Below are 19,589 nucleotides of genomic sequence, written 5' to 3' on the forward strand. Positions count from 1 at the left end.
CATATTCTCCTTAACTATCAGCGATGATAGCGCTTCAGAGAAAACAGTTTTCTCAGTAAGCACCAGGGGGGATAACGTTGCTTCAGCAACGGCCCGTAGGGCGAGCCTTCGGCGAGTAATCCTCCCGGATGCACCATCTTCTCCTCACCTGCCTTTCTGCTGTTCCCAAAATCCTGATCTTCTTTCAACCACTTGTTTCATATTGGCATCTTCCTCCTTCCAGGCTAATTTATATCTGTCATTCTTTTGTTTTCAGGTAGCAAGGAGAGAAATCCATGAAATGGTTCAAAGCTGTCTCTGCATTCTGTGCAGCCCTCATCGTTAGCGTATCTCTCGCAGGCTGTGCGGGATCCTCCACCAAGGAAAGCACCGGTGGCTACATCGACGACACCGTAATCACCACTAAGGTGAAATCCGCGCTGTTCAGCGACAAAGACGTGAAATCCTCAGAAATTAGCGTGGTGACCTTTAAAGGGCGCGTACAGCTAAGCGGCTTTGTCTCTTCGCAGAAAATTGCCAATCGTGCGGTGGAGATCACCCGTAACGTGACGGGCGTACGCGTCGTTGAAAACGACATGCAGGTGAAATAAAACCGCTTGTTCAACGTCATAAAGGCACCTTTGGGTGCCTTTGTTGTTTTTAGCTGACGGCGACAATGATGACTTTTTTACGTTAAAATAACGTTTCGATATCCAGTGAGTGAGGACATGATGTACGAGCGTTACGCAGGGCTGATTTTCGACATGGATGGCACCATCCTTGATACTGAACCCACTCATCTGAAGGCATGGCATGAGGTTCTCGGCCGTTACGGCATGCGCTACGAAGCGCAGGCTATGGCGGCACTTAATGGCTCACCAACCTGGCGTATTGCGCAGTCGGTCATTGAAATGAACCAGGCCACGCTCGATCCTCACCAATTAGCGCGTGAAAAAACGGATGCGGTCAAGGCGATGCTGCTTGATACCGTGCGTCCTCTGCCGCTGATTGACGTCGTAAAAGAGTGGCATGGCCGTCGTCCTATGGCGGTTGGCACAGGGAGCGAAAGCGCGATGGCTGAAGCATTGCTGAACCATCTGGGCCTTCGTCAATACTTCACGGCCGTCGTTGCCGCCGATCATGTTAAACACCATAAGCCGGCTCCGGACACGTTTTTGCTGTGCGCCGAACTGATGGGTGTTGCGCCCGAAACCTGTGTGGTATTTGAAGATGCTGAATTTGGTATTCAGGCTGCAAAAAGCGCAGGTATGGATTTTGTGGATGTACGGTTGTTGTGAGTGATGCGCTGCCGCTCCTCTCCCTTTTTGCCAGCAGCTTTCTCAGCGCCACGCTGCTCCCCGGCAATTCAGAAGTTGTGCTGATAGGGATGTTGCTGGCGAGCGTCAGCCATCCCTGGCTCCTGGTATTAATAGCAACAATGGGTAATAGCCTTGGGGGGGTAACTAACGTTATTCTTGGGCGTTTATTTCCGCAGCGTGATAATTCACGCTGGCGGGAGAAAGCGGTGGGCTGGCTAAGGCGCTACGGGGCAGCCACACTGTTACTGAGCTGGATGCCGGTTATCGGCGATTTGCTCTGCGTCCTTGCAGGATGGATGCGTCTTTCCTGGGGGCCGGTGCTTTTTTTCTTATGCCTTGGCAAAGCGTTGCGCTACGTGGCCATCGCCGCGGCAACGCTTCAGGGTATGACGTGGTGGCACTAATTGGACTGATTGTGACCTTTACTCGTCAACCATGACAATTATGCTTAATAAAATGATTTCGACAGGCGGGAGGTCAATTTGATCCCGGACGTATCACAGGCGCTGGCCTGGCTGGAAAAGCATCCTCAGGCAGTACAGGGCATTCAACGCGGTCTTGAGCGTGAAACCCTGCGCGTGAACGCTGATGGCTCATTAGCAACAACCGGCCATCCGGAAACGCTGGGCTCAGCCCTGACCCATAAATGGATTACTACAGACTTCGCCGAAGCGCTGTTGGAGTTTATTACGCCGGTAGACGGCGATATCGACCACATGCTGACGTTACTGCGCGATGTGCATCGCTATACCGCGCGTCATATTGGTGACGAGCGTATGTGGCCGCTCAGCATGCCTTGCTATATTGCGCCGGGCCAGGATATTGAGCTGGCGCAGTACGGCAGCTCAAACGTCGGGCGCCTGAAAACGCTCTATCGCGAGGGATTGAAAAATCGCTACGGCGCGCTGATGCAGACGATCTCTGGCGTGCATTATAACTTCTCGCTGCCGATGGCATTCTGGCAGGCGAAGTGCGGCGTGGAAGATAAAGAGCAGGGTAAAGAGGCGATCTCAGCAGGTTATTTCCGCCTTATCCGCAACTACTATCGCTTCGGTTGGGTGATTCCTTATCTGTTCGGTGCGTCTCCGGCGATTTGTTCCTCTTTCCTGCAGGGCAAACCGACCACGCTGCCGTTTGAGGAGACCGAAGGCGGGATGTACTACCTGCCCTACGCGACGTCGCTGCGCTTAAGCGACCTGGGTTATACCAATAAGTCGCAAAGCAATCTCGGTATTACGTTTAACGATCTGCACGAATATGTGGCAGGATTGAAGCGGGCGATCAAAACGCCGTCGGAAGAGTACGCGAAAATCGGCCTTGAGAAAGATGGTAAGTATCTGCAAATCAACAGCAACATTCTGCAGATTGAGAATGAGCTGTACGCACCGATTCGTCCGAAACGCGTGACCCGCAGCGGTGAAACGCCATCGGACGCGCTTCTGCGCGGCGGCATTGAGTATATCGAAGTGCGCTCGCTCGACATTAACCCGTTCTCACCGACTGGCGTTGACGAGCAGCAGGTTCGCTTCCTCGATCTGTTCATGGTCTGGTGCGTGCTGGCGGATGCGCCGGAGATGAGCAGCGACGAGTTACTCTGTACCCGTACCAACTGGAATCGCGTGATTCTGGAAGGACGCAAGCCGGGCCTGACGCTGGGCATAGGCTGTGAAACTGCGCAGTTCCCACTGGCAAAAGTCGGTAAGGATCTGTTTGCGGATCTGCGGCGTGTGGCGCAAACGCTGGACAGCATTGAAGGCGGGGAAGCGTATCAGAAGGTGTGCAATGAATTAGTCGCAAGCTTTGATAATCCGGAATTAACTTTCTCTGCCCGTATTTTGCGTTCTATGCTTGATACTGGCATTGGCGGTACCGGCAAAGCGCTGGGTGAGCAGTACCGGACGATGCTGCGCGAGGAACCACTGGAGATTTTAAGCGAAGCGGATTTTGAAGCAGAGCGGGAAGCTTCATGGGCTCGTCAGCGCCAGATTGAGGCATCAGACACCGAGCCGTTCTCTGAACTGGTTGCGCGTCACGCCTGACAGAAAAGAAAAAGGCCACAATCAATGTGGCCAAACTTTCATCTCTGAAATACAGGGATGATGATAACAAATGCGCGTCTTTCATATACTCAGACTCGCCCGGGAACAAAGAGTTCAGTTTATTTTAAAAAAAATCACACTCTTCAGCGTTTTTTCCTCGCGGCCCTGATGGCACAAGAGGAAGCGAAGAGTTCGGAGGAGACAAAATGCCGTTATTAGATAGCTTCACTGTCGACCATACCCGAATGGAAGCGCCTGCAGTTCGCGTCGCCAAAACCATGCACACGCCGCACGGTGATGAAATCACCGTATTCGATCTGCGCTTCTGCGTACCGAACAAGGAAGTAATGCCAGAGCGCGGTATTCACACCCTGGAACACTTGTTCGCAGGCTTTATGCGCGATCACCTGAACGGTAACGGCGTGGAGATCATCGACATTTCCCCAATGGGCTGCCGCACCGGGTTCTACATGAGCCTGATCGGTACGCCAGACGAAAGCCGCGTTGCGGAAGCATGGAAAGCGGCGATGGCGGACGTGCTGAAGGTGAAAGAGCAGAACCAGATCCCGGAACTGAACGTCTACCAGTGCGGGACATACACTATGCACTCGCTGGAAGAAGCTCAGGAGATCGCCCGTCACATTATCGATCGCGGCGTTCGCGTCAACAGCAACGACGAGCTGGCGCTGCCGAAAGAGAAGCTGCAAGAGCTCCATATCTAGCCACCCGGCGGTACTTTGTTTGCCAGGCCTACGGTTTCGGTAGGCCGGATAAGCGAAGCGCCACCCGGCAACAAATAAAAAAGCCAGTTCGCGATGAACTGGCTTTTTTGTCAGTGAGCGCCTCCGCCCCCGCCGCCCGCACCAAACGGTGGTTTGGCAAGCCAGATAAGCCCCAGCAGCACAATAAAGATCCCCGCAGACATCCAGAAGATCTCGTTCGCCGAGATAATCAGACCCTGGTTAGTTATCTGCTGCGCCAGCCAGCCGGAGGCCTGCTGCTGCGTCATCCCCAGACCCTGCAGCTGATCGTACATCTGCTGAGCGTTCGGGTTATATGGCGTAACCGATTCGGTGAGCTGCGCGTGGTGCATCGCTTCGCGGTTCGTCCACATCGTCGTTGTAATCGACGTCCCGATGGAGCCAGCAAGCGTACGGGTAAAGTTTGAGAGGCTCGATGCTGCGGCCATTCGTTCCGGCGGTAAGCCTGAAAGCGTAATGGTGGTTAATGGCATAAAGAAGCATGCCACCGCAAAGCCCTGAATAAACTGCGGCCACGCCGACGCACCAAAGTCCATCCCCGGTTCGAAGGTGTAGGCACGCCAGTAGAAACATACCGCGTACATAATGAAGCTGAACGTCACCAGACGGCGCATATCGAGCTTATGCGCAAAGCGACCGATGATCGGCGACAGCACTACCGGCAGCAGGCCCACCGGTGCAGAGGCAAGACCCGCCCAGGTGGCCGTGTAGCCATAAACCTCCTGGAGCAGCTGCGGCAGCAGAACGATCGCGCCGAAGTAAAGCATGTAGGCAAGGCTGATACACAGGCAGCCGATAGTGAAGTTTCGCGACTTAAAGAGCGACAGGTCGACTATCGGGTTATCGTCCGTCAGCTCCCAGACAATCAGGAAGCTGATGGCAACCACCGCCACGATCGTCAGGACCACCACCTCAGTGGAGTTAAACCAGTCGAGCTCTTTCCCGCGGTCGAGCATCACCTGCAGGCTACCGATACCGATCACCAGCAGCGCCAGACCAACGCCGTCAATGCGGCGCTGTTCGGTGCGGGTTTCCCGGCCACGCAGGCTTTGCAGGGTCAGCATCACCACCAGTGCACCAATGGGAACGTTGATGAAGAAGATCCAGCCCCAGTGATAGTTGTCGCTGATGTAGCCGCCGAGGATCGGGCCACAAATCGGTGCGACGATCACCGTCATCGACCACAGCGCCAGCGCTATGGCACGTTTGGCTGGCGGATAGTTGTTCAACAACAGGCTCTGCGACAGCGGGATCAGCGGCCCGGCGACAATCCCCTGAATGACGCGGAAGAAAATCAGCATCGTCAGGCTGCTGGAGACGCCGCACGCCCAGGAGGCGATGGCGAAGGCAATCGTGGACCAGGTAAAGAGCTTTACCTCACCCACGCGCTTGGCAAGCCAGCCGGTAATTGGAATCGAAATGGCGTTCGCCACCCCGAACGAGGTGATTACCCACGTTCCCTGGCTCAGGGATGAGCCCAGGTTACCGGCAATCGTCGGGATAGCGACGTTGGCGATCGTCGAGTCCAGCACCTGCATAAACGTCGCCAGGGACAGCGCGATGGTCATAATGACCAGCTGCGCGCCCTCCAGCGGCTTCTGCGGTTGTTGCTGTTGCATTACGCTCACCCCTGATTAGTCGGCGTTAGCCTGCACGATATCGTCAATCAGTTTGTTCACCGGATCGAGGTTGATCTCGCGGGCGTTACTTTCGTAAGCCGGGCTGTTACGTACCTGATTGGCCAGCATTTCACCGCCGCGGTCAGAGGTGTCCACTTTGACCAGCGTTGACAGACCGATGCGCAGCGGATGGTCGGCGAGCTGTTTCTCATCCAGCTCAATACGTACAGGCAGACGCTGAACCACTTTGATCCAGTTGCCGGTGGCGTTTTGGGCAGGGAGCAGAGAGAACGCGCTGCCGGTCCCCATATCGAGGCCGACCACTTTCCCGGTGTACTTCACGTCGTCGCCGTAGATGTCGCTGACAATCGTCGCTTTCTGGCCGATGCGCATATGCGCCAGCTGGGTCTCTTTGAAGTTAGCATCCACCCACAGATTAGTCGCCGGAACGACTGCCATCAGCGGTGTGGTCGGGCTAATTTGCGCGCCAGGCTGTACGGAACGGCGGGAGACGTAGCCGGTCATCGGGCTGACGATTTTGGTACGCTGCAGGGCAAGCCAGGCGTTACGGACTTCCGTCGCGGCCTGCTGAACGGCAGGCTGATCTTCCAGCTTCGTGCCCAGCACCATCGCCTGGTTGGCGTTGTACTGCTGCACGGCTACGTTCAGCTGCGCCTGTGCGCTGGCGACTGCGTCGCGGGCGTGTTGCAGCTCTTCACGACCAATCAGGTTGGCCGCGCCCAGTGGGATACGACGATTGAGGTCGGTCTGTGCCTGGTCGAGCGCGGTTTTTTTGACGTCGATGCTTGCCTGCAGCTGTTTGCTGTTGATCATCAGCTGGCGGGTCTGACGCACGCTTGATGCCAGCGCCGTCTGCGCTTTTTCAAACGCCTGCTGCGCATCGGTCTGATCGAGAGTGACCAGCACATCGCCTTTCTGAATAAAGTCAGTGTTATCGGCCCAGACTTTCGTCACGCTGCCCGACACCTGAGCCATAATTTGTACTTGGTTTCCCGCCACGTAGGCGTCATCGGTATCTTCATAATGACGCAGTACTAAAAACCAATAAATCCCATATGCCACGGCAATAAAAATAAAGAGCAAAGTCAGCAGCAGAAGGGCACCTTTACGTTTGCCTTTTTTGCTGGCCGGTTGCTGCGGGGTTTGAGTCTCCGCATTCGCGCTCATGTTTTTCTCCACGATCTTATTATGTCACATCGGCTGAGCCGACCTGTTTGTCAGAAAGGCCAGCAGTTTGCGCTGCTGGCCTGTCGGTTTTATTTTTCTTAAATCAGGATGTTGAGCGATTCACTGCCTTAGCGCAGCGCATCCAGTACCACGCCATCTTCGTCCATCTGATCAAGACGGGTCAAAAGCTTGCGGGTGATCTGCTCAAGGCTTTCTTTTTCGGTAACGCTTAACGAAGACCAGAGCTGGTGCAGGCAGTTGTGCTGCGGCGGTAACACCTCGCGCAGGAACTGATGACCTTTCTCGGTGAGTTGCAGATGCAGGCAGCGACGGTCGTTGTCGCTTTCACGGCGCTCAATCCAGCCGCGTTTTTCCAGCTCATCGGCGATACGGGTGGCGTTCGTACGGGAAGATCCCAGCGCGCAGCTCAGTTCAGATGGCTGAATACTGTGATTCTCCTGAGACTCCAGCGTGATGAGCGCCATAAATAACGTCTCATTAATCCCCTGAGCTTTCAGCATCTTATTGCGGTTTTCCAGCAGCTTGCCCTGCATGTGCATGCACAGGCGGGTCAGCAGGATCTCCTGATACGGAAAGTCCTCGTGGCGGCTGGCGCGAAATTTTAGCATTTGTTCAATGGGGGTAAACGAACTATCCATTTGGGCATGACCTCATTAATTACAGTCGATATAGTAACGACAGTGACAAATAATGTAAATGAATTAATTCTCCGAATTGATGTGGGGGAGGATTAAATTTAAAAATGCCGCTGGCAACGCGTGCGCTGCCAGCTTCCGGGAGATCTCAATGCGAGAGGGAATGGTTTAGCTCTGAAACTGTTGCCCGGCTAATCAGGTAGATAACCTTATCAGACAAGGGGAGGTCTTTATACCCCAAAGCCGCAATAAGGCCCTGAATGCATAGCCTTTTCAGACAGCGGCCTCCTGGCGGTGGAATCCTGCCCACCAGACCAGCAGGTTGAGTGCTGCCATTGTGGCTCCGGCGACGCAGACTCCGGTCCAGTTCCAGTGCTGCCAGGCATAGGCGGAGAGAAGCGAACCGGCCGCGCCGCCGATGAAGTAGCTGGTCATGTACCCGGCGGTTAAGCGGTTACGCGCTTCCGGCAGCACGCGGTAGATGACCGTCTGGTTGGTGATGTGAACGCCCTGCACCGTCAGATCCAGAATCAGGATGCCGACAATCAGCGGCAGCACCGCGATATGCCCAAACCAGATAGCCACCCAGGAGAGCAGCAGTAGCGTCAGGCCTACCGTTGTGGTGAGGTGCGATTTGCCTTTATCAACCAGGCCGCCCGCCGGACGCGCGCCCAGCGCGCCAGCCGCGCCCGCCAGGCCGAACAGGCCAATCATCGCTTCGGAAAAGTGGAAAGGCGCGCCTGCCAGCAAAAAGGCCATTGACGTCCAGAGAATGCTGAAGTTGGCAAACGTCAGACAGCCGAGCAGCGCGCGGGTACGCAGCAGCTTATCGCGAGCGAAGAGGCTGAATATCGAGCCCAGCAGCTGTGGGTAGTTCAGATGCGTTTCGTGCTTCACTTTCGGCAGCCAGCGCCACAGGGCAAGCGCCATCAGCGCCATCAGAACCGAGGCGACCCAGTAAACGGTGCGCCAGCCGCCGAGCGAGGCCAGCAGCCCGGAGACCGTACGGGCGAGAAGAATGCCGAGCAGAAGTCCGCTCATGATAGTGCCGACCACTTTGCCGCGCTGATTCGGGCTGGCAAGCGTAGCGGCCAGCGGTACCAGAATTTGCGCCACTACCGAAAATAGCCCGGTAAGCGCGGTCCCGACAATCATCATGCTGAGCGAATGGCTGGTGACGGTGATCAGCATTCCGCCTGCGGCAAGCAGCGTCATGCTGACGATCAGCGCCCGACGTTCGAACATATCGCCGAGCGGCACGAGGAACAGCAGCCCGAAGGCATAGCCAAGCTGCGCGGCGGTGACGATAAATCCGGCCTGGCCGGCGCTAATGGTAAACGCGCGGGCGATGGTTTCCAGCAGCGGCTGGGCGTAATAGTTGCTGGCAACAACAAGGCCGGTTGCCACCGACATCAATGCAATCAACGCAGGGCTGAGTTCATGGGATTTTTGAGTCATGTGCAGATCGTTCATCGGGTGATTATTTGTCAGGGATGAATGATAGCGGCAAATGGGGGGGCGGGGGAATGATTGCGTAGCGTGTAGGGCCCTTTCATGGGGAAGCCAGGCCCGGTAAGCGTAGCGCCACCGGGCAATAAAAGCCGGATGGCGGCTGACGCCTTATCCGGCCTACAGTCAATCCAGATTTACTTCTGCGCCGCCAGCGCGTCTTTTATCCAGCCATCAAACTGTGCCTGGTGGGCTGCGATCCAGCCGTCGACGTGGCCCTGAATGTCGGCCTCGGAGGCGTGACCTTCATGCATCATCGCGTTCTCGGCGTTGATATCCGCAATCGGCAGCTTCATCAGCGAGAACAGCTTCGCTGCCGCCGGGTTTTTCTCCGCCCAGGCTTTGTTGGCAACGATATGCATGGTGTTCACCGGGAAACCATAGTTGGCGCCGTTCGGCAGCTTAGTGTCGATATCTTTCTGCTCGCCTGGCATTGAGGAGAACGGCACCTGCAGCCAGACGACATCTTTACCTGGCTTCAGCACGTCGCTCACCCAGTACGGCGTCCAGGTGTAATAGAGCACCGGTTTGCCTTCTTTATAGCGGGTGATGGTATCGGCCATCATTGCCGCGTAGTTCCCCTGATTGTGAACCACCGTCTTGCCCAGGCCGTACGCGTCAATCTGGTGATTAATCACCGCTTCGCAGCCCCAGCCCGGCGTACAGCCCGTCAGGTCTGCTTTGCCGTCACCGTTGGTGTCGAACAGCTTAGCGATCTTCGGATCTTTCAGCTGATCGATTTTCGTAATGTGATACTGCTCGGCAGTTTTCTTGTCGATCAGATAGCCCTGCGCCGCACCGGTGACGAATACGCCTTCCCGGTAAAATTTCTTATCGCCGCCCGCAGCAGAGTACATATCGTCGTGCAGCGGCTGCCAGTTCACGGCGGTGAATGTCGCATCGCCGGAGGCGATCGAGGTGTAGCCGACGTTGTAATCGACTTCACTGGGTTTGTTGACGGTATACCCGAGTTTCTCCAGCGCGCGGCTGACCAGCAGCGTCTGGAAGGTTTCTTCAGAAATGGTGCTCTGGACTGGCTGCACAGAAATGCCTTTGCCCGGCAGGTCAGCAGCGATTGCGCTGGTGGAGACAAGGGTGGCAAACGCTGTGGCAAAAAGTACGCGATGTCGCATCGTTGTTCCTTTATTTGAGAGGTTTTGTAGGCCCGGCAAGCCTGGTGCCGCCGGGCAGAGGGAAATTATTTAACGAAAGGGCGGGTTAATAAACCCAACGGGCCCGTGGTGTACCAGCGGCGGTTGCCGCGGCTACGGGAATCCTGCCCGACGGCCTGAGTCAGGCGGTCAAGAATAATGGCGAGGATCACGATACCTACACCGCCGACGCTCGCAAGGCCCATATCAAGACGGCCAATCCCGCGCAGCACCATCTGGCCGAGGCCGCCTACGGCGATCATCGAGGCAATAACCACCATCGAGAGCGCCAGCATCAGCGTCTGGTTCACGCCTGCCATAATGGTTGGCATCGCCAGCGGGAGCTGAACTTTGAACAGCATCTGGCGAGGGCTGGCACCGAACGAGCGTGATGCTTCGATAAGATCGGCTGGCACCTGGTTAATGCCGAGGATCGTCAGGCGCACGACTGGCGGTAGCGCGAAGATGATCGTTACCACCACGCCCGGCACGTTGCCGATACCAAACAGCATCACAATCGGTACCAGATAGACGAACGCAGGCGTCGTCTGCATGGCATCCAGCAGCGGGCGGATAATCTTCGATGCCCGCGGGCTGCGCGCCAGCCAGATACCGAGCGGCAGGCCGATGACCACGCAGAACAGCAGAGCGGTCAGCACCAGCGCCAGCGTCACCATCGCCTGAGACCACGCGCCAATCGCACCGATCAGGATCAGTGAAATCAGCGAGGCAATGCCCATACCCGCGCCGCCGATCTGCCAGGCAATCAGTGCAAATACCGCAATCGCCACGGGCGCAGGCATCCCCAGCAGCAACTGCTGGAAACCACCCAGAATGTAGTCCACCGGAATGCGAATACCCTGGAACACCGGGCGGAAGTGCAGTACTACCCAGTCGATCCCATGCGTCACCCAGCTGTCGAGCGGGATCAGCGTCTTGTGGAACGGATCGAGAATGTCAAAATGCTCCGGCTTGGGTGCCGGGGCGCTGTTCAGCCAGTCGGCTCCGCCGCTGGTGGTGGGCGCTGACGCCGGTGTTCCCCATGCGTCAGCCGACTGTGCAGCGCTGTCTGTGGCGGGCGCGCTGGCCCACGGGTTTGATTGATCAGCCATTGATGGTGGTCTCCCTGTCTAAAGCCTGAAGCAGCATGCTTTTGGAAATGATGCCGACGTACTGTTGTGCTTCGTCGATGACCGGCACGGCGCAGGACGCCTGGCCGACATGCGAGAGCAGCTCGCTGAGCGCGGTCTGCGCATCCACGCTTTGCGGTGCGTCAAGCAGCGCGGCGTCAATGCCCTGACCTTCGGCCAGCGCGACCTTCAGGGAATCAATGGAGACAATACCGACAAACTTATTTCCACGCTCAATGACGTAACCGTATTCGCGGTCTTCATCCTGCAGCAGCTTAAGCGCAGAGCGGGGGCCAAAACCGGGGGTTTTGCGCAGCAGCCCCTTCGGTGCCCGGCGTGCGATATCTTTAGCGCTGAACACCTGGCTGATATCCACGCCACGGAAGAACGTGCGTACGTAATCATTCGCCGGGTTATTCAGAATTTCATCCGGCGTACCGACCTGTACCACTTCGCCATTCTGCATAATGGCAATCCGATCGCCGATGCGCATCGCTTCGTCGAGATCGTGGGAAATAAAAACAACGGTACGCTGTTGACGCGACTGTAATTTCACCAGCTCATCCTGCATCTCGGTACGAATTAAAGGATCGAGTGCAGAGAAGGCTTCATCCATTAATAAAATATCCGGGTTAATGGCTAATGCACGGGCAAGCCCGACGCGCTGGCGCATCCCGCCGGATAATTCATCCGGATAAGCCTGAGCATAATTTTCCAGTCCTACCTGACGCAGCGCGTCGAGTGCTTTTTCCTGCCGTTCTGCCGGAGCAATACCCGCTAATTCCATACCGAAAGCAGTATTATCCAGCACGTTCATGTGAGGCATCAGCGCAAATGACTGGAAGACCATCGCAATTTTCTTACGACGCACTTCACGAAGTTCGGCATCGGATATTTTGGCAATATCGATGCCGTCGATAAGTACCTGCCCGCGGGTGGGTTCAATCAGGCGATTGAGAAGGCGTACCAGGGTGGATTTTCCTGAACCGGATAACCCCATGATGACAAAAATCTCGCCTTCTTCAATGGCCAGACTGGCGTCAATAACGCCAAGTGACAGCCCGGTCTTTTCCAGAATATGTTCTTTGGAATGCCCTTTCTCGATATATTTGAATGCACGCTGTGGGTGCTCGCCAAATATCTTATAAAGATTTTTAACTTCTAATTTAATTGCCATGCAATAAACAAATTCCTGTTATTTGATTATGTCGATATGCTACCTGATGAAAATAATTGACTGGCCATACCCTAACATACTCAGATTCTGGGGCAACCCTTAATGCTCTGCTGAGACAGGCATTTCATGCAGTCAATTACGCTGAGCCTCCCATGATATAAGGGCTGGGCACAGGCAAAAAAACAGAGATATTTTTTGTCAGCGAAGCGGAAATTGAGTTGAATCAGGTGGATTCACCTGACTGGAGTGATGAAATTATCGAAATCACTGAAAATAATATTTGGTGTGAAATGATGGGCATCAGGAAGGAATATCCGCGAAGGAAATAAGGATATATTTCCTCCGCGAAAAAGATCAGAAACTCCAGTCTTCGTCCTCGGTTTCCACCGCCTTGCCCATCACGTAAGAGGAACCTGAACCGGAGAAGAAATCGTGGTTCTCATCGGCGTTAGGTGAGAGTGCCGAAAGAATGGCCGGGTTCACTTCCGCCATCTCCGGCGGGAAAAGCGCTTCGTAACCAAGATTCATCAGCGCCTTGTTGGCGTTGTAGCACAGGAAGGCTTTCACATCGTCTTCCCAGCCCGTTCCTGCATAAAGCGCTTCGGTATAGGCGAGTTCGTTGTCGTATAAATCCATCAGCAGATCGAGGGCAAAGTTTTTCAGTGCCTCACGCTCAACCATGCTGACGCGCTCCAGCCCTTTCTGGAATTTATAGCCGATGTAGTACCCGTGTACCGCCTCATCACGAATGATAAGGCGGATAAGATCCGCAGTGTTGGTGAGTTTGCCCCGGCTGGAGAAGTACATCGGCAGCCAGAAGCCGGAATAGAACAGGAACGATTCCAGAAACACGCTGGCGATTTTCTTCTTCAGCGGCGCATCGGCGGCGTACTGTTCGAGCATCAGCGCAGCTTTACGTTGAAGCGGCGGGTTTTCTTCACTCCAGGCATAGGCGGCATCCACGTCTTTGGTCTGGCAGAGCGTCGAGAAAATCGAGCTGTAGGAGCGGGCGTGGACCGCTTCCATAAAGCTGATGTTCGACATGACCGCTTCTTCATGGGGCGTCAGCGAATCCGCCATCAGCGCCGGGGCGCCGACGGTGTTCTGAATGGTGTCGAGCAGCGTCAGCCCGGTAAACACGCGGATGGTCAGCTGTTGCTCCTCCGGGCTTAGCGACTGCCACGCCGGAATGTCGTTCGACAGCGGCACCTTTTCCGGTAGCCAGAAGTTGCTGGTTAAGCGGTTCCAGACCTCCAGATCTTTGTCGTCCTCAATCTTGTTCCAGTTAACGGCGCTGACTCGTGATAAACGGTTCATCCTTTTCTCCTCACAGCGCGCAGGACACGCAGCCTTCGATTTCGGTGCCTTCCAGCGCGAGCTGGCGCAGGCGAATGTAGTAGAGCGTCTTGATACCTTTCTTCCACGCGTAAATCTGCGCTTTATTGATGTCGCGGGTGGTGGCGGTATCGGGGAAAAACAGCGTCAGGGACAGCCCCTGATCGACGTGCTTAGTCGCTTCTGCGTAGGTGTCGATGATTTTCTCCGGGCCGATCTCGTAGGCATCCTGATACAGCGCCAGGTTGTCGTTGGTCATAAACGGCGCCGGATAGTAAACGCGGCCGGTTTTGCCCTCTTTGCGGATCTCAATTTTCGACACGATCGGGTGAATGCTCGACGTTGCGTGATTGATGTAAGAAATGGAGCCAGTTGGCGGTACCGCCTGCAAATTCTGGTTATAGATACCGTGCTCCATCACGTCGCTTTGCAACTGCTGCCACATTTCGCGCGTGGGAAGAGCGATGCCCGCATTGGCAAAAAGCGCGCGGACCTTCTCCGTTTTCGGCTGCCAGTCATTTTCCAGATACTGACGGAAATACTCCCCGCTGGCGTAGCGCGACTGTGCAAACCCGGCGAAGCGCTGCTTGCGCTCACGAGCGAGCCTCATCGACGTATTCAGCGCATGCCAGGTCACGGTGTAAAAGTAGAGATTGGTGAAATCGAGTCCTTCTTTGCTGCCGTAAGCGATTCCTTCACGTGCCAGATAACCGTGCAGGTTCATCTGCCCAAGACCAATGGCGTGCGAGGCCGCATTGCCCGCTTCAACCGACGGCACGGAGCGAATATGGCTCATATCTGAAACTGCCGTCAGGCCGCGAATAGCGGTTTCCACCGTCTGCCCGAAATCCGGTGAATCCATCGCCAGGGCAATGTTCAGCGAGCCCAGGTTGCAGGAGATGTCATGCCCGGTGGTGGCGTAATCGAGGTTTTCATCGAAGGTGGAGGCGCTGTTAACCTGCAAAATCTCTGAGCAGAGGTTGCTCATGTTAATGCGCCCGGCAATCGGGTTTGCACGATTCACGGTGTCTTCATACATGATGTACGGGTAGCCGGACTCGAACTGAATCTCGGCCAGCCGCTGGAAAAAGTCGCGGGCGTTGATAAACGTTTTGCGCACGCGCTCGTCGGCCAGCAGATCTTCATACATTTCACTGACCGCGATATCGCCAAACGGCTTGCCGTACAGACGTTCCACGTCATACGGGGAAAACAGCGCCATCTGCGCGTTGTCTTTGGCTAACCGGAATGTCACGTCCGGGATCACGACGCCAAGCGACAGCGTCTTAATGCGAATTTTTTCGTCAGCGTTTTCGCGTTTGGTGTCGAGAAAACGGAGAATATCCGGATGGTGCGCATGTAAATAGACGGCCCCTGCGCCCTGACGCGCGCCAAGCTGGTTGGCGTAGGAGAAGGCATCTTCGAGCATTTTCATCACCGGAATGACGCCCGATGACTGGTTTTCAATGCGCTTGATGGGCGCGCCCGCTTCGCGCAGGTTTGAGAGCAAAAAGGCCACGCCGCCGCCGCGTTTGGACAGCTGTAGCGCAGAGTTTACCGCCCGGCCAATGGACTCCATATTATCTTCAATGCGCAGCAGGAAGCAGGAGACCAGCTCGCCGCGCTGCTGTTTGCCCGCATTCAGGAACGTCGGTGTGGCAGGCTGGAAGCGCCCGGAGAGAATCTCATCGGTCAGATGACGGGCGAGGGCTTCATCGCCCTGGGCGAGACTTAACGCCACCATCACGGCGCGATCTTCAAAATGCTCCAGATACTGTTTTGCGTCGAATGTCTTCAGCGTGTAGCTGGTGTAAAACTTCCATGCGCCGAGGAACGTTTTGAACTCAAAACCGCTGGCGTGCGCATGGGCAAAGAGATCGACCACGAAGACGCGATCGTAACGGGCGAAGGTGCGGGCGTCGTAATAGCCTTCGGCAACCAGCCAGTCAAGCCTCGCATCCTGATTGGCAAACGTGCGGGTTTGCGGCCTGACGTGGCCTTCGATAAAGGCGCGCACCGCCTCGGCATCTTTTTCAAACTGAATACGGCCCGCCTTGTCGTACAGGTTCAGCATCGCGTTCAGCGCATGATAGTCCGGGGCGCTGTGGGTTACAGGTTCTGCGGTTGTCGTTGCCAAAATTCGCTCACTCCTTTTCGCACGTTGTCGATATCACGCGAGGTGCCCATCAGCTCAAAACGATAGAGGTAAGGCACATCACATTTCTGCGCAATCATGTCTCCCGCCCGGCCAAAGGCCTCGCCGAAGTTGCGGTTGCCCGAGGCGATCACGCCGCGAATCAGCGCGCGATTGTGCGGATCGTTTAAAAATCTGATGACCTGACGCGGCACTGCGCCTGCCGTACCGCCGCCGCCGTAGCTCGGCACCACCAGAATAAAGGGCTCATTCACCTGGATGCGTTCACGCTCATTGAGCGGAATACGCACCGCCGGCAGCCCCAGACGCTCGATAAAACGCAGCGTGTTTTCGGAGCTACTGGAGAAAAAGACGAGGGTGCTCATGCGCGCGCCGCGGGGGCCTCAGCGCGCAGGCGATTGATCATGTCCGGGCGGAACCCGGACCAGCTCTCTTCGCCGGCAAACACGACCGGCAGGGAGCGGAAGCCCTGAGCGCGCAGCGTATCGGCGGCGGCGGGATCGTGATCAACGTTCACCATTTCGAAGGCAAAGCCCCGGGATTCCATCGCGCGTTTGGTCGCATGACACTGTACGCAGTCGTTTCGAGTGTAAATAGTAATGCGCATGATTCGTATTTCCATTTAAAATGACAAGGCGGCGCAAAAATCAGCGTCGGTCGTTGGGTGTCTCTTCAAAAGGAATACTAGATGTAGTTGTGTTAAACATCAACCATACAATATATAGATATTTTGAATTGATTTACCCCCGCTGACGAGCGCAGCGAGGGGGAAGGTTTTTGCCTGCAATTACATCCGCATACTGACGGCGAGGCGGTTGAACGCGTTCATCAGGCTAATGGCAAACGTCAGATCGCTGATTTCTGCGGCGCTGAAATACGCCAGCAGGGGCTCATACACGGCGTCTTCTGCACGAGTGCGGGCAATGTCGGTCACATCTTCCGCCCAGGCCAGCGCCGCGCGCTCACGATCGCTGAATTGATGGCTTACGCGCCAGCCCGCCAGCGCATCCAGTTTCACCTGATCCATGCCGTGCTTGCGCAGCGCTTTGCTGTGCATCTCCAGGCAGAAGGCGCAGCCGTTGATCTGCGACACGCGCAGATATACCAGCTCAATCAAAGGCAGATCCAGCTCGCAGTTCTCCAGCGCTTTTTTCGCCTGAATAAAGGCAGCATAGGTCTGCGGGCTGAGTTCATAGTAAGGCTGACGTAGTGTGGTCATGGGGTTTCTCCTCTTAACGATGACGAAATTCTGGCACTATAATGGTCTGCACACCAGAGCCATATTTTGAGTGAAAAACCAGACCATGAAGGATATTTCACGCGGGCCACGCTATCAGCAGCTTGCTCGCCAGCTTAAATCAGCCATTGAACAGGGCGAACTCCAGCCCGGGAAGAGGTTGCCCGCCAGCCGCGTGTATGCGCAGGAGCTCGGCGTGTCACGCGCAACGGTGGAAGCGGCGTATGGGGAGCTGGTGGCGCAGGGCTGGCTTGAGCGGCGCGGGCAGGCGGGAACTTTTGTCAGCGCAGGTGTGGTGCCAGGTCCGGCGGTCACGGAGCCGGTGTGGTACGGCGGCGAACAGCCTGAACCTCAGCCGTTTCAGATGGGGCTCCCCGCGCTCGATCTCTTTCCGCGTGCACTATGGGCCAGAGTGATGGGACGACGGCTGCGCACGCAAACCCGCTTCGATCTGGCGCTTGGTGACGTGTGCGGTGAAATAGCGCTGCGCTCGGCGATTGTCGAATACCTGCGCTTTTCCAGAAGTATTGAGTGTCTTCCGGAACAGGTCTTTATCACCACCGGTTTTGCGGCTTCAATGACGCTTATTCTGCAAACGCTAGGCAGGTTGGGGGATAAGATCTGGCTCGAAGATCCGGGTTTTCCACTGATTCGCCCGCTGATTGCGCGTCAGGGAATGGTCTGTTGCCCGGTGTCGGTGGATGACGAAGGGCTGTGCGTGGAGGAAGGCGTCAGAACGGCAACCGATGCACGTTTTGCGCTGTTAACGCCTGCTCACCAGAGCCCGCTTGGCGTGGCGCTGTCGCTGCCTCGTCGACACCAGCTTCTGGAGTGGGCCGCACAGCGCGAGGCGTGGATTATTGAAGATGATTATGACAGCGAGTTTCGTTACCAGGGCAAACCGCTGCCGCCGATCAAAAGCCTCGATGCACCGCAGCGGGTGATTTACGCCGGAACGTTCAGCAAGGCGATGTTCCCTGCGCTTCGCACTGCATGGCTGGTGGTGCCGCTGCCTCAGGTGGCTGCGTTCCGCGAACAGGCTTCGCTGGCGGCCTGCGGCGTGCCGTTGCTGTGGCAAATGACGCTGGCGGATTTTATGCGCGAGGGCCATTTCTGGCGCCATCTGAAAAAAATGCGGCTGCATTACGCGCAGCGCAGGCAATGGCTGGAGCAGGCGCTGACGGAGCAGGGTTTCAGGGTGAAGCCACAGCAGGGCGGCATTCAGCTGGTGATGCCGGTTGACGGCGACGATCGTGAACTGGCGCAACGCGGTCGCGAAGCTCGTCTGGCGGTGCAGGCGCTGAGCGACTGGCGAATGAACAGCGTGGGTGAAAAAGGATTACTCATGAGCTTCACCAATATCGCAAACCTGGCGATGGCCCGACAGCAGGTGCGGATGCTGGCGAACGTCATCGCCCAGGCAAAATAAAAGCCCCGACAGACCAGAAGCCTGCCGGGGCGGACGCGTATTTATTATCAGCATTACGCTTTAATTATCGACGCAAACTCAGTAAAGCGCCAATAAAGATGCCGATGGCGGCCGCAGCCCCCACGCTCTGCCAGGGTTTGTCCCGTACGAAGGTGTCCGCGCAGCCTGCTGCGTCGCGGGCAGCCTGATGCACACGGGTACGCCCCTGCATTCTGGCGCGCGTTTCGCGCAGCAGCGATTTTGCTTTGCGCTGTGCGGCATCCGCTTCATCCTTGGCATCGCTGCCCCAGGATTTGAGTACCTCTTCAAGCGAATCAGCCAGCTGGCTGACGTCGTTATGAATATCCTCAACGCCCTCGTCTACATCATTGCGATTAGGTCTGTTAAACATGGGATCCTCCCTTGGTGAACGATGACATTAAGCTTAGGACAGATTTTATTCCCCGGAGGTGAATCACGCCTTATCACGCCGTTTATGGATTTTTCTGAAAGCGATGCTATTGCTGAATACTGTAAGGTGGCGTGGCTGTACAGGATAACGAGGAAAGCATATGTATTTACGACCTGATGAGGTGGCGCGCGTTCTTGAAAAAGTCGGATTCACGATGGACGAAGTGACGCAGAAAATTTACGGCTATCGCCGTGGCGATAATTATGTCTATGTGAATCGCGAAGCAAGGATGGGCAGAACGGCGCTGATTATTCATCCGGCACTCAAAGAGCGCAGCTATTTGCTGGCAGATCCGGCTTCAGAAATTAAAACCTGCGACCATTATCAACAGTTTCCGCTCTATTTAGGCGGCGATGCGCAGGAGCATTATGGAATACCGCACGGCTTCAGCTCGCGTATTGCGCTCGAACGTTTCCTGAATGGATTGTTTGGCGAAGGACAATAAGCCGACGAC

The 19,589-nt window shown here is 55.8% G+C and carries 20 protein-coding genes; 7 read left to right on the forward strand and 13 right to left on the reverse strand.

What is annotated here, in order from left to right; translation table 11 throughout:
* The first annotated feature begins 275 nt into the window (after nt 1–275).
* The 5 genes from AB1287_RS03745 (at nt 276) to luxS (ending at nt 4,059) form a co-directional block, all read left to right on the forward strand.
* Nucleotides 276–590 carry a BON domain-containing protein gene (locus AB1287_RS03745; protein WP_312627910.1) on the forward strand — a complete coding sequence of 105 codons (315 nt, stop codon included), beginning with the start codon at nt 276–278 and terminating at the stop codon, nt 588–590.
* A 120-nt stretch (nt 591–710) separates the two neighbouring features.
* Entirely contained in the window at nt 711–1,277 is a 567-nt protein-coding gene (gene yqaB / locus AB1287_RS03750; protein WP_312627921.1) for a fructose-1-phosphate/6-phosphogluconate phosphatase, read from the forward strand.
* Complete coding sequence (locus tag AB1287_RS03755; protein WP_312627909.1) at nt 1,274–1,702, forward strand: YqaA family protein; 429 nt, start codon at nt 1,274–1,276, stop codon at nt 1,700–1,702. The genes yqaB and AB1287_RS03755 overlap by 4 nt, the downstream gene beginning before the upstream one ends.
* A gap of 78 nt (nt 1,703–1,780) precedes the next feature.
* Nucleotides 1,781–3,337 carry a glutamate--cysteine ligase gene (gshA, locus tag AB1287_RS03760; protein ID WP_435616985.1) on the forward strand — a complete coding sequence of 519 codons (1,557 nt, stop codon included), beginning with the start codon at nt 1,781–1,783 and terminating at the stop codon, nt 3,335–3,337.
* A 206-nt stretch (nt 3,338–3,543) separates the two neighbouring features.
* A complete protein-coding gene (luxS, locus tag AB1287_RS03765) occupies nt 3,544–4,059 on the forward strand; it encodes an S-ribosylhomocysteine lyase (RefSeq protein ID WP_312627906.1) in 516 nt (171 codons plus the stop codon).
* Nucleotides 4,060–4,169: 110 nt separating this feature from the next.
* Here the strand turns inward: luxS and emrB are convergent, their stop codons facing one another.
* The 12 genes from emrB to AB1287_RS03825 form a co-directional block, all read right to left on the reverse strand.
* On the reverse strand, nt 4,170–5,717 hold the full coding sequence (gene emrB, locus AB1287_RS03770) for a multidrug efflux MFS transporter permease subunit EmrB (RefSeq protein WP_435616986.1): 1,548 nt from the start codon (nt 5,715–5,717) through the stop codon (nt 4,170–4,172).
* 15 nt (nt 5,718–5,732) lie between these two features.
* On the reverse strand, nt 5,733–6,905 hold the full coding sequence (gene emrA / locus AB1287_RS03775) for a multidrug efflux MFS transporter periplasmic adaptor subunit EmrA (protein ID WP_312627902.1): 1,173 nt from the start codon (nt 6,903–6,905) through the stop codon (nt 5,733–5,735).
* A 128-nt stretch (nt 6,906–7,033) separates the two neighbouring features.
* A complete protein-coding gene (gene mprA, locus AB1287_RS03780) occupies nt 7,034–7,564 on the reverse strand; it encodes a transcriptional repressor MprA (RefSeq protein WP_097164711.1) in 531 nt (176 codons plus the stop codon).
* Between the two features lie 270 nt (nt 7,565–7,834).
* Entirely contained in the window at nt 7,835–9,019 is a 1,185-nt protein-coding gene (locus AB1287_RS03785) for an MFS transporter (RefSeq protein WP_435616987.1), read from the reverse strand.
* 188 nt (nt 9,020–9,207) lie between these two features.
* Nucleotides 9,208–10,203 carry a glycine betaine/L-proline ABC transporter substrate-binding protein ProX gene (gene proX / locus AB1287_RS03790; RefSeq protein ID WP_435616988.1) on the reverse strand — a complete coding sequence of 332 codons (996 nt, stop codon included), beginning with the start codon at nt 10,201–10,203 and terminating at the stop codon, nt 9,208–9,210.
* 65 nt (nt 10,204–10,268) lie between these two features.
* Nucleotides 10,269–11,333, reverse strand: a complete 1,065-nt coding sequence (proW, locus tag AB1287_RS03795) for a glycine betaine/L-proline ABC transporter permease ProW (RefSeq protein WP_312627898.1) — start codon at nt 11,331–11,333, stop codon at nt 10,269–10,271.
* Nucleotides 11,326–12,528, reverse strand: coding sequence for a glycine betaine/L-proline ABC transporter ATP-binding protein ProV (gene proV / locus AB1287_RS03800; protein ID WP_312627896.1), 1,203 nt, complete (start codon nt 12,526–12,528; stop codon nt 11,326–11,328). The genes proW and proV overlap by 8 nt, the downstream gene beginning before the upstream one ends.
* Nucleotides 12,529–12,882: 354 nt before the next feature.
* Nucleotides 12,883–13,845, reverse strand: a complete 963-nt coding sequence (gene nrdF, locus AB1287_RS03805; RefSeq protein WP_435616989.1) for a class 1b ribonucleoside-diphosphate reductase subunit beta — start codon at nt 13,843–13,845, stop codon at nt 12,883–12,885.
* 10 nt (nt 13,846–13,855) lie between these two features.
* Entirely contained in the window at nt 13,856–16,000 is a 2,145-nt protein-coding gene (nrdE, locus tag AB1287_RS03810; RefSeq protein WP_435616990.1) for a class 1b ribonucleoside-diphosphate reductase subunit alpha, read from the reverse strand.
* A complete protein-coding gene (gene nrdI, locus AB1287_RS03815) occupies nt 15,973–16,383 on the reverse strand; it encodes a class Ib ribonucleoside-diphosphate reductase assembly flavoprotein NrdI (protein ID WP_435616991.1) in 411 nt (136 codons plus the stop codon). Before nrdI ends, nrdE begins: the two co-directional genes overlap by 28 nt.
* Entirely contained in the window at nt 16,380–16,640 is a 261-nt protein-coding gene (gene nrdH, locus AB1287_RS03820; protein ID WP_312627891.1) for a glutaredoxin-like protein NrdH, read from the reverse strand. Before nrdH ends, nrdI begins: the two co-directional genes overlap by 4 nt.
* A 165-nt stretch (nt 16,641–16,805) precedes the next feature.
* Nucleotides 16,806–17,237: a carboxymuconolactone decarboxylase family protein gene (locus AB1287_RS03825; protein WP_312627890.1), complete on the reverse strand. Its 432-nt coding sequence runs from the start codon at nt 17,235–17,237 to the stop codon at nt 16,806–16,808.
* Between the two features lie 85 nt (nt 17,238–17,322).
* On the opposite strand from AB1287_RS03825, the gene AB1287_RS03830 reads away from it, so the two are divergent.
* Nucleotides 17,323–18,684, forward strand: coding sequence for a PLP-dependent aminotransferase family protein (locus AB1287_RS03830; protein WP_435616992.1), 1,362 nt, complete (start codon nt 17,323–17,325; stop codon nt 18,682–18,684).
* 64 nt (nt 18,685–18,748) lie between these two features.
* Here AB1287_RS03830 and AB1287_RS03835 read toward each other — a convergent pair whose 3' ends face one another.
* On the reverse strand, nt 18,749–19,075 hold the full coding sequence (locus tag AB1287_RS03835; RefSeq protein WP_312627887.1) for a DUF883 domain-containing protein: 327 nt from the start codon (nt 19,073–19,075) through the stop codon (nt 18,749–18,751).
* 160 nt (nt 19,076–19,235) lie between these two features.
* Between AB1287_RS03835 and AB1287_RS03840 the strand changes: the two genes are divergently transcribed.
* Complete coding sequence (locus AB1287_RS03840; RefSeq protein WP_312627885.1) at nt 19,236–19,580, forward strand: DUF2002 family protein; 345 nt, start codon at nt 19,236–19,238, stop codon at nt 19,578–19,580.
* Nucleotides 19,581–19,589: the final 9 nt, after the last annotated feature.

The sequence above is a fragment of the Scandinavium sp. UTDF21-P1B genome, assembly GCF_040750395.1.
Taxonomy (GTDB): Bacteria; Pseudomonadota; Gammaproteobacteria; order Enterobacterales; family Enterobacteriaceae; genus Scandinavium.

Excerpts from the sequence above, each read along its gene's own strand:
- AB1287_RS03745 (WP_312627910.1), top strand. The coding sequence starts at position 276 with ATGAAATGGTTCAAAGCTGTCTCTGCATTCTGTGCAGCCCTCATCGTT.
- yqaB (WP_312627921.1), top strand. The coding sequence starts at position 711 with ATGTACGAGCGTTACGCAGGGCTGATTTTCGACATGGATGGCACCATC.
- luxS (WP_312627906.1), top strand. The coding sequence starts at position 3,544 with ATGCCGTTATTAGATAGCTTCACTGTCGACCATACCCGAATGGAAGCG.
- emrB (WP_435616986.1), bottom strand. The coding sequence starts at position 5,717 with ATGCAACAGCAACAACCGCAGAAGCCGCTGGAGGGCGCGCAGCTGGTC.
- emrA (WP_312627902.1), bottom strand. The coding sequence starts at position 6,905 with ATGAGCGCGAATGCGGAGACTCAAACCCCGCAGCAACCGGCCAGCAAA.
- mprA (WP_097164711.1), bottom strand. The coding sequence starts at position 7,564 with ATGGATAGTTCGTTTACCCCCATTGAACAAATGCTAAAATTTCGCGCC.
- AB1287_RS03785 (WP_435616987.1), bottom strand. The coding sequence starts at position 9,019 with ATGACTCAAAAATCCCATGAACTCAGCCCTGCGTTGATTGCATTGATG.
- proX (WP_435616988.1), bottom strand. The coding sequence starts at position 10,203 with ATGCGACATCGCGTACTTTTTGCCACAGCGTTTGCCACCCTTGTCTCC.
- proW (WP_312627898.1), bottom strand. The coding sequence starts at position 11,333 with ATGGCTGATCAATCAAACCCGTGGGCCAGCGCGCCCGCCACAGACAGC.
- proV (WP_312627896.1), bottom strand. The coding sequence starts at position 12,528 with ATGGCAATTAAATTAGAAGTTAAAAATCTTTATAAGATATTTGGCGAG.
- nrdF (WP_435616989.1), bottom strand. The coding sequence starts at position 13,845 with ATGAACCGTTTATCACGAGTCAGCGCCGTTAACTGGAACAAGATTGAG.
- nrdI (WP_435616991.1), bottom strand. The coding sequence starts at position 16,383 with ATGAGCACCCTCGTCTTTTTCTCCAGTAGCTCCGAAAACACGCTGCGT.
- nrdH (WP_312627891.1), bottom strand. The coding sequence starts at position 16,640 with ATGGAAATACGAATCATGCGCATTACTATTTACACTCGAAACGACTGC.
- AB1287_RS03825 (WP_312627890.1), bottom strand. The coding sequence starts at position 17,237 with ATGACCACACTACGTCAGCCTTACTATGAACTCAGCCCGCAGACCTAT.
- AB1287_RS03830 (WP_435616992.1), top strand. The coding sequence starts at position 17,323 with ATGAAGGATATTTCACGCGGGCCACGCTATCAGCAGCTTGCTCGCCAG.
- AB1287_RS03835 (WP_312627887.1), bottom strand. The coding sequence starts at position 19,075 with ATGTTTAACAGACCTAATCGCAATGATGTAGACGAGGGCGTTGAGGAT.
- AB1287_RS03840 (WP_312627885.1), top strand. The coding sequence starts at position 19,236 with ATGTATTTACGACCTGATGAGGTGGCGCGCGTTCTTGAAAAAGTCGGA.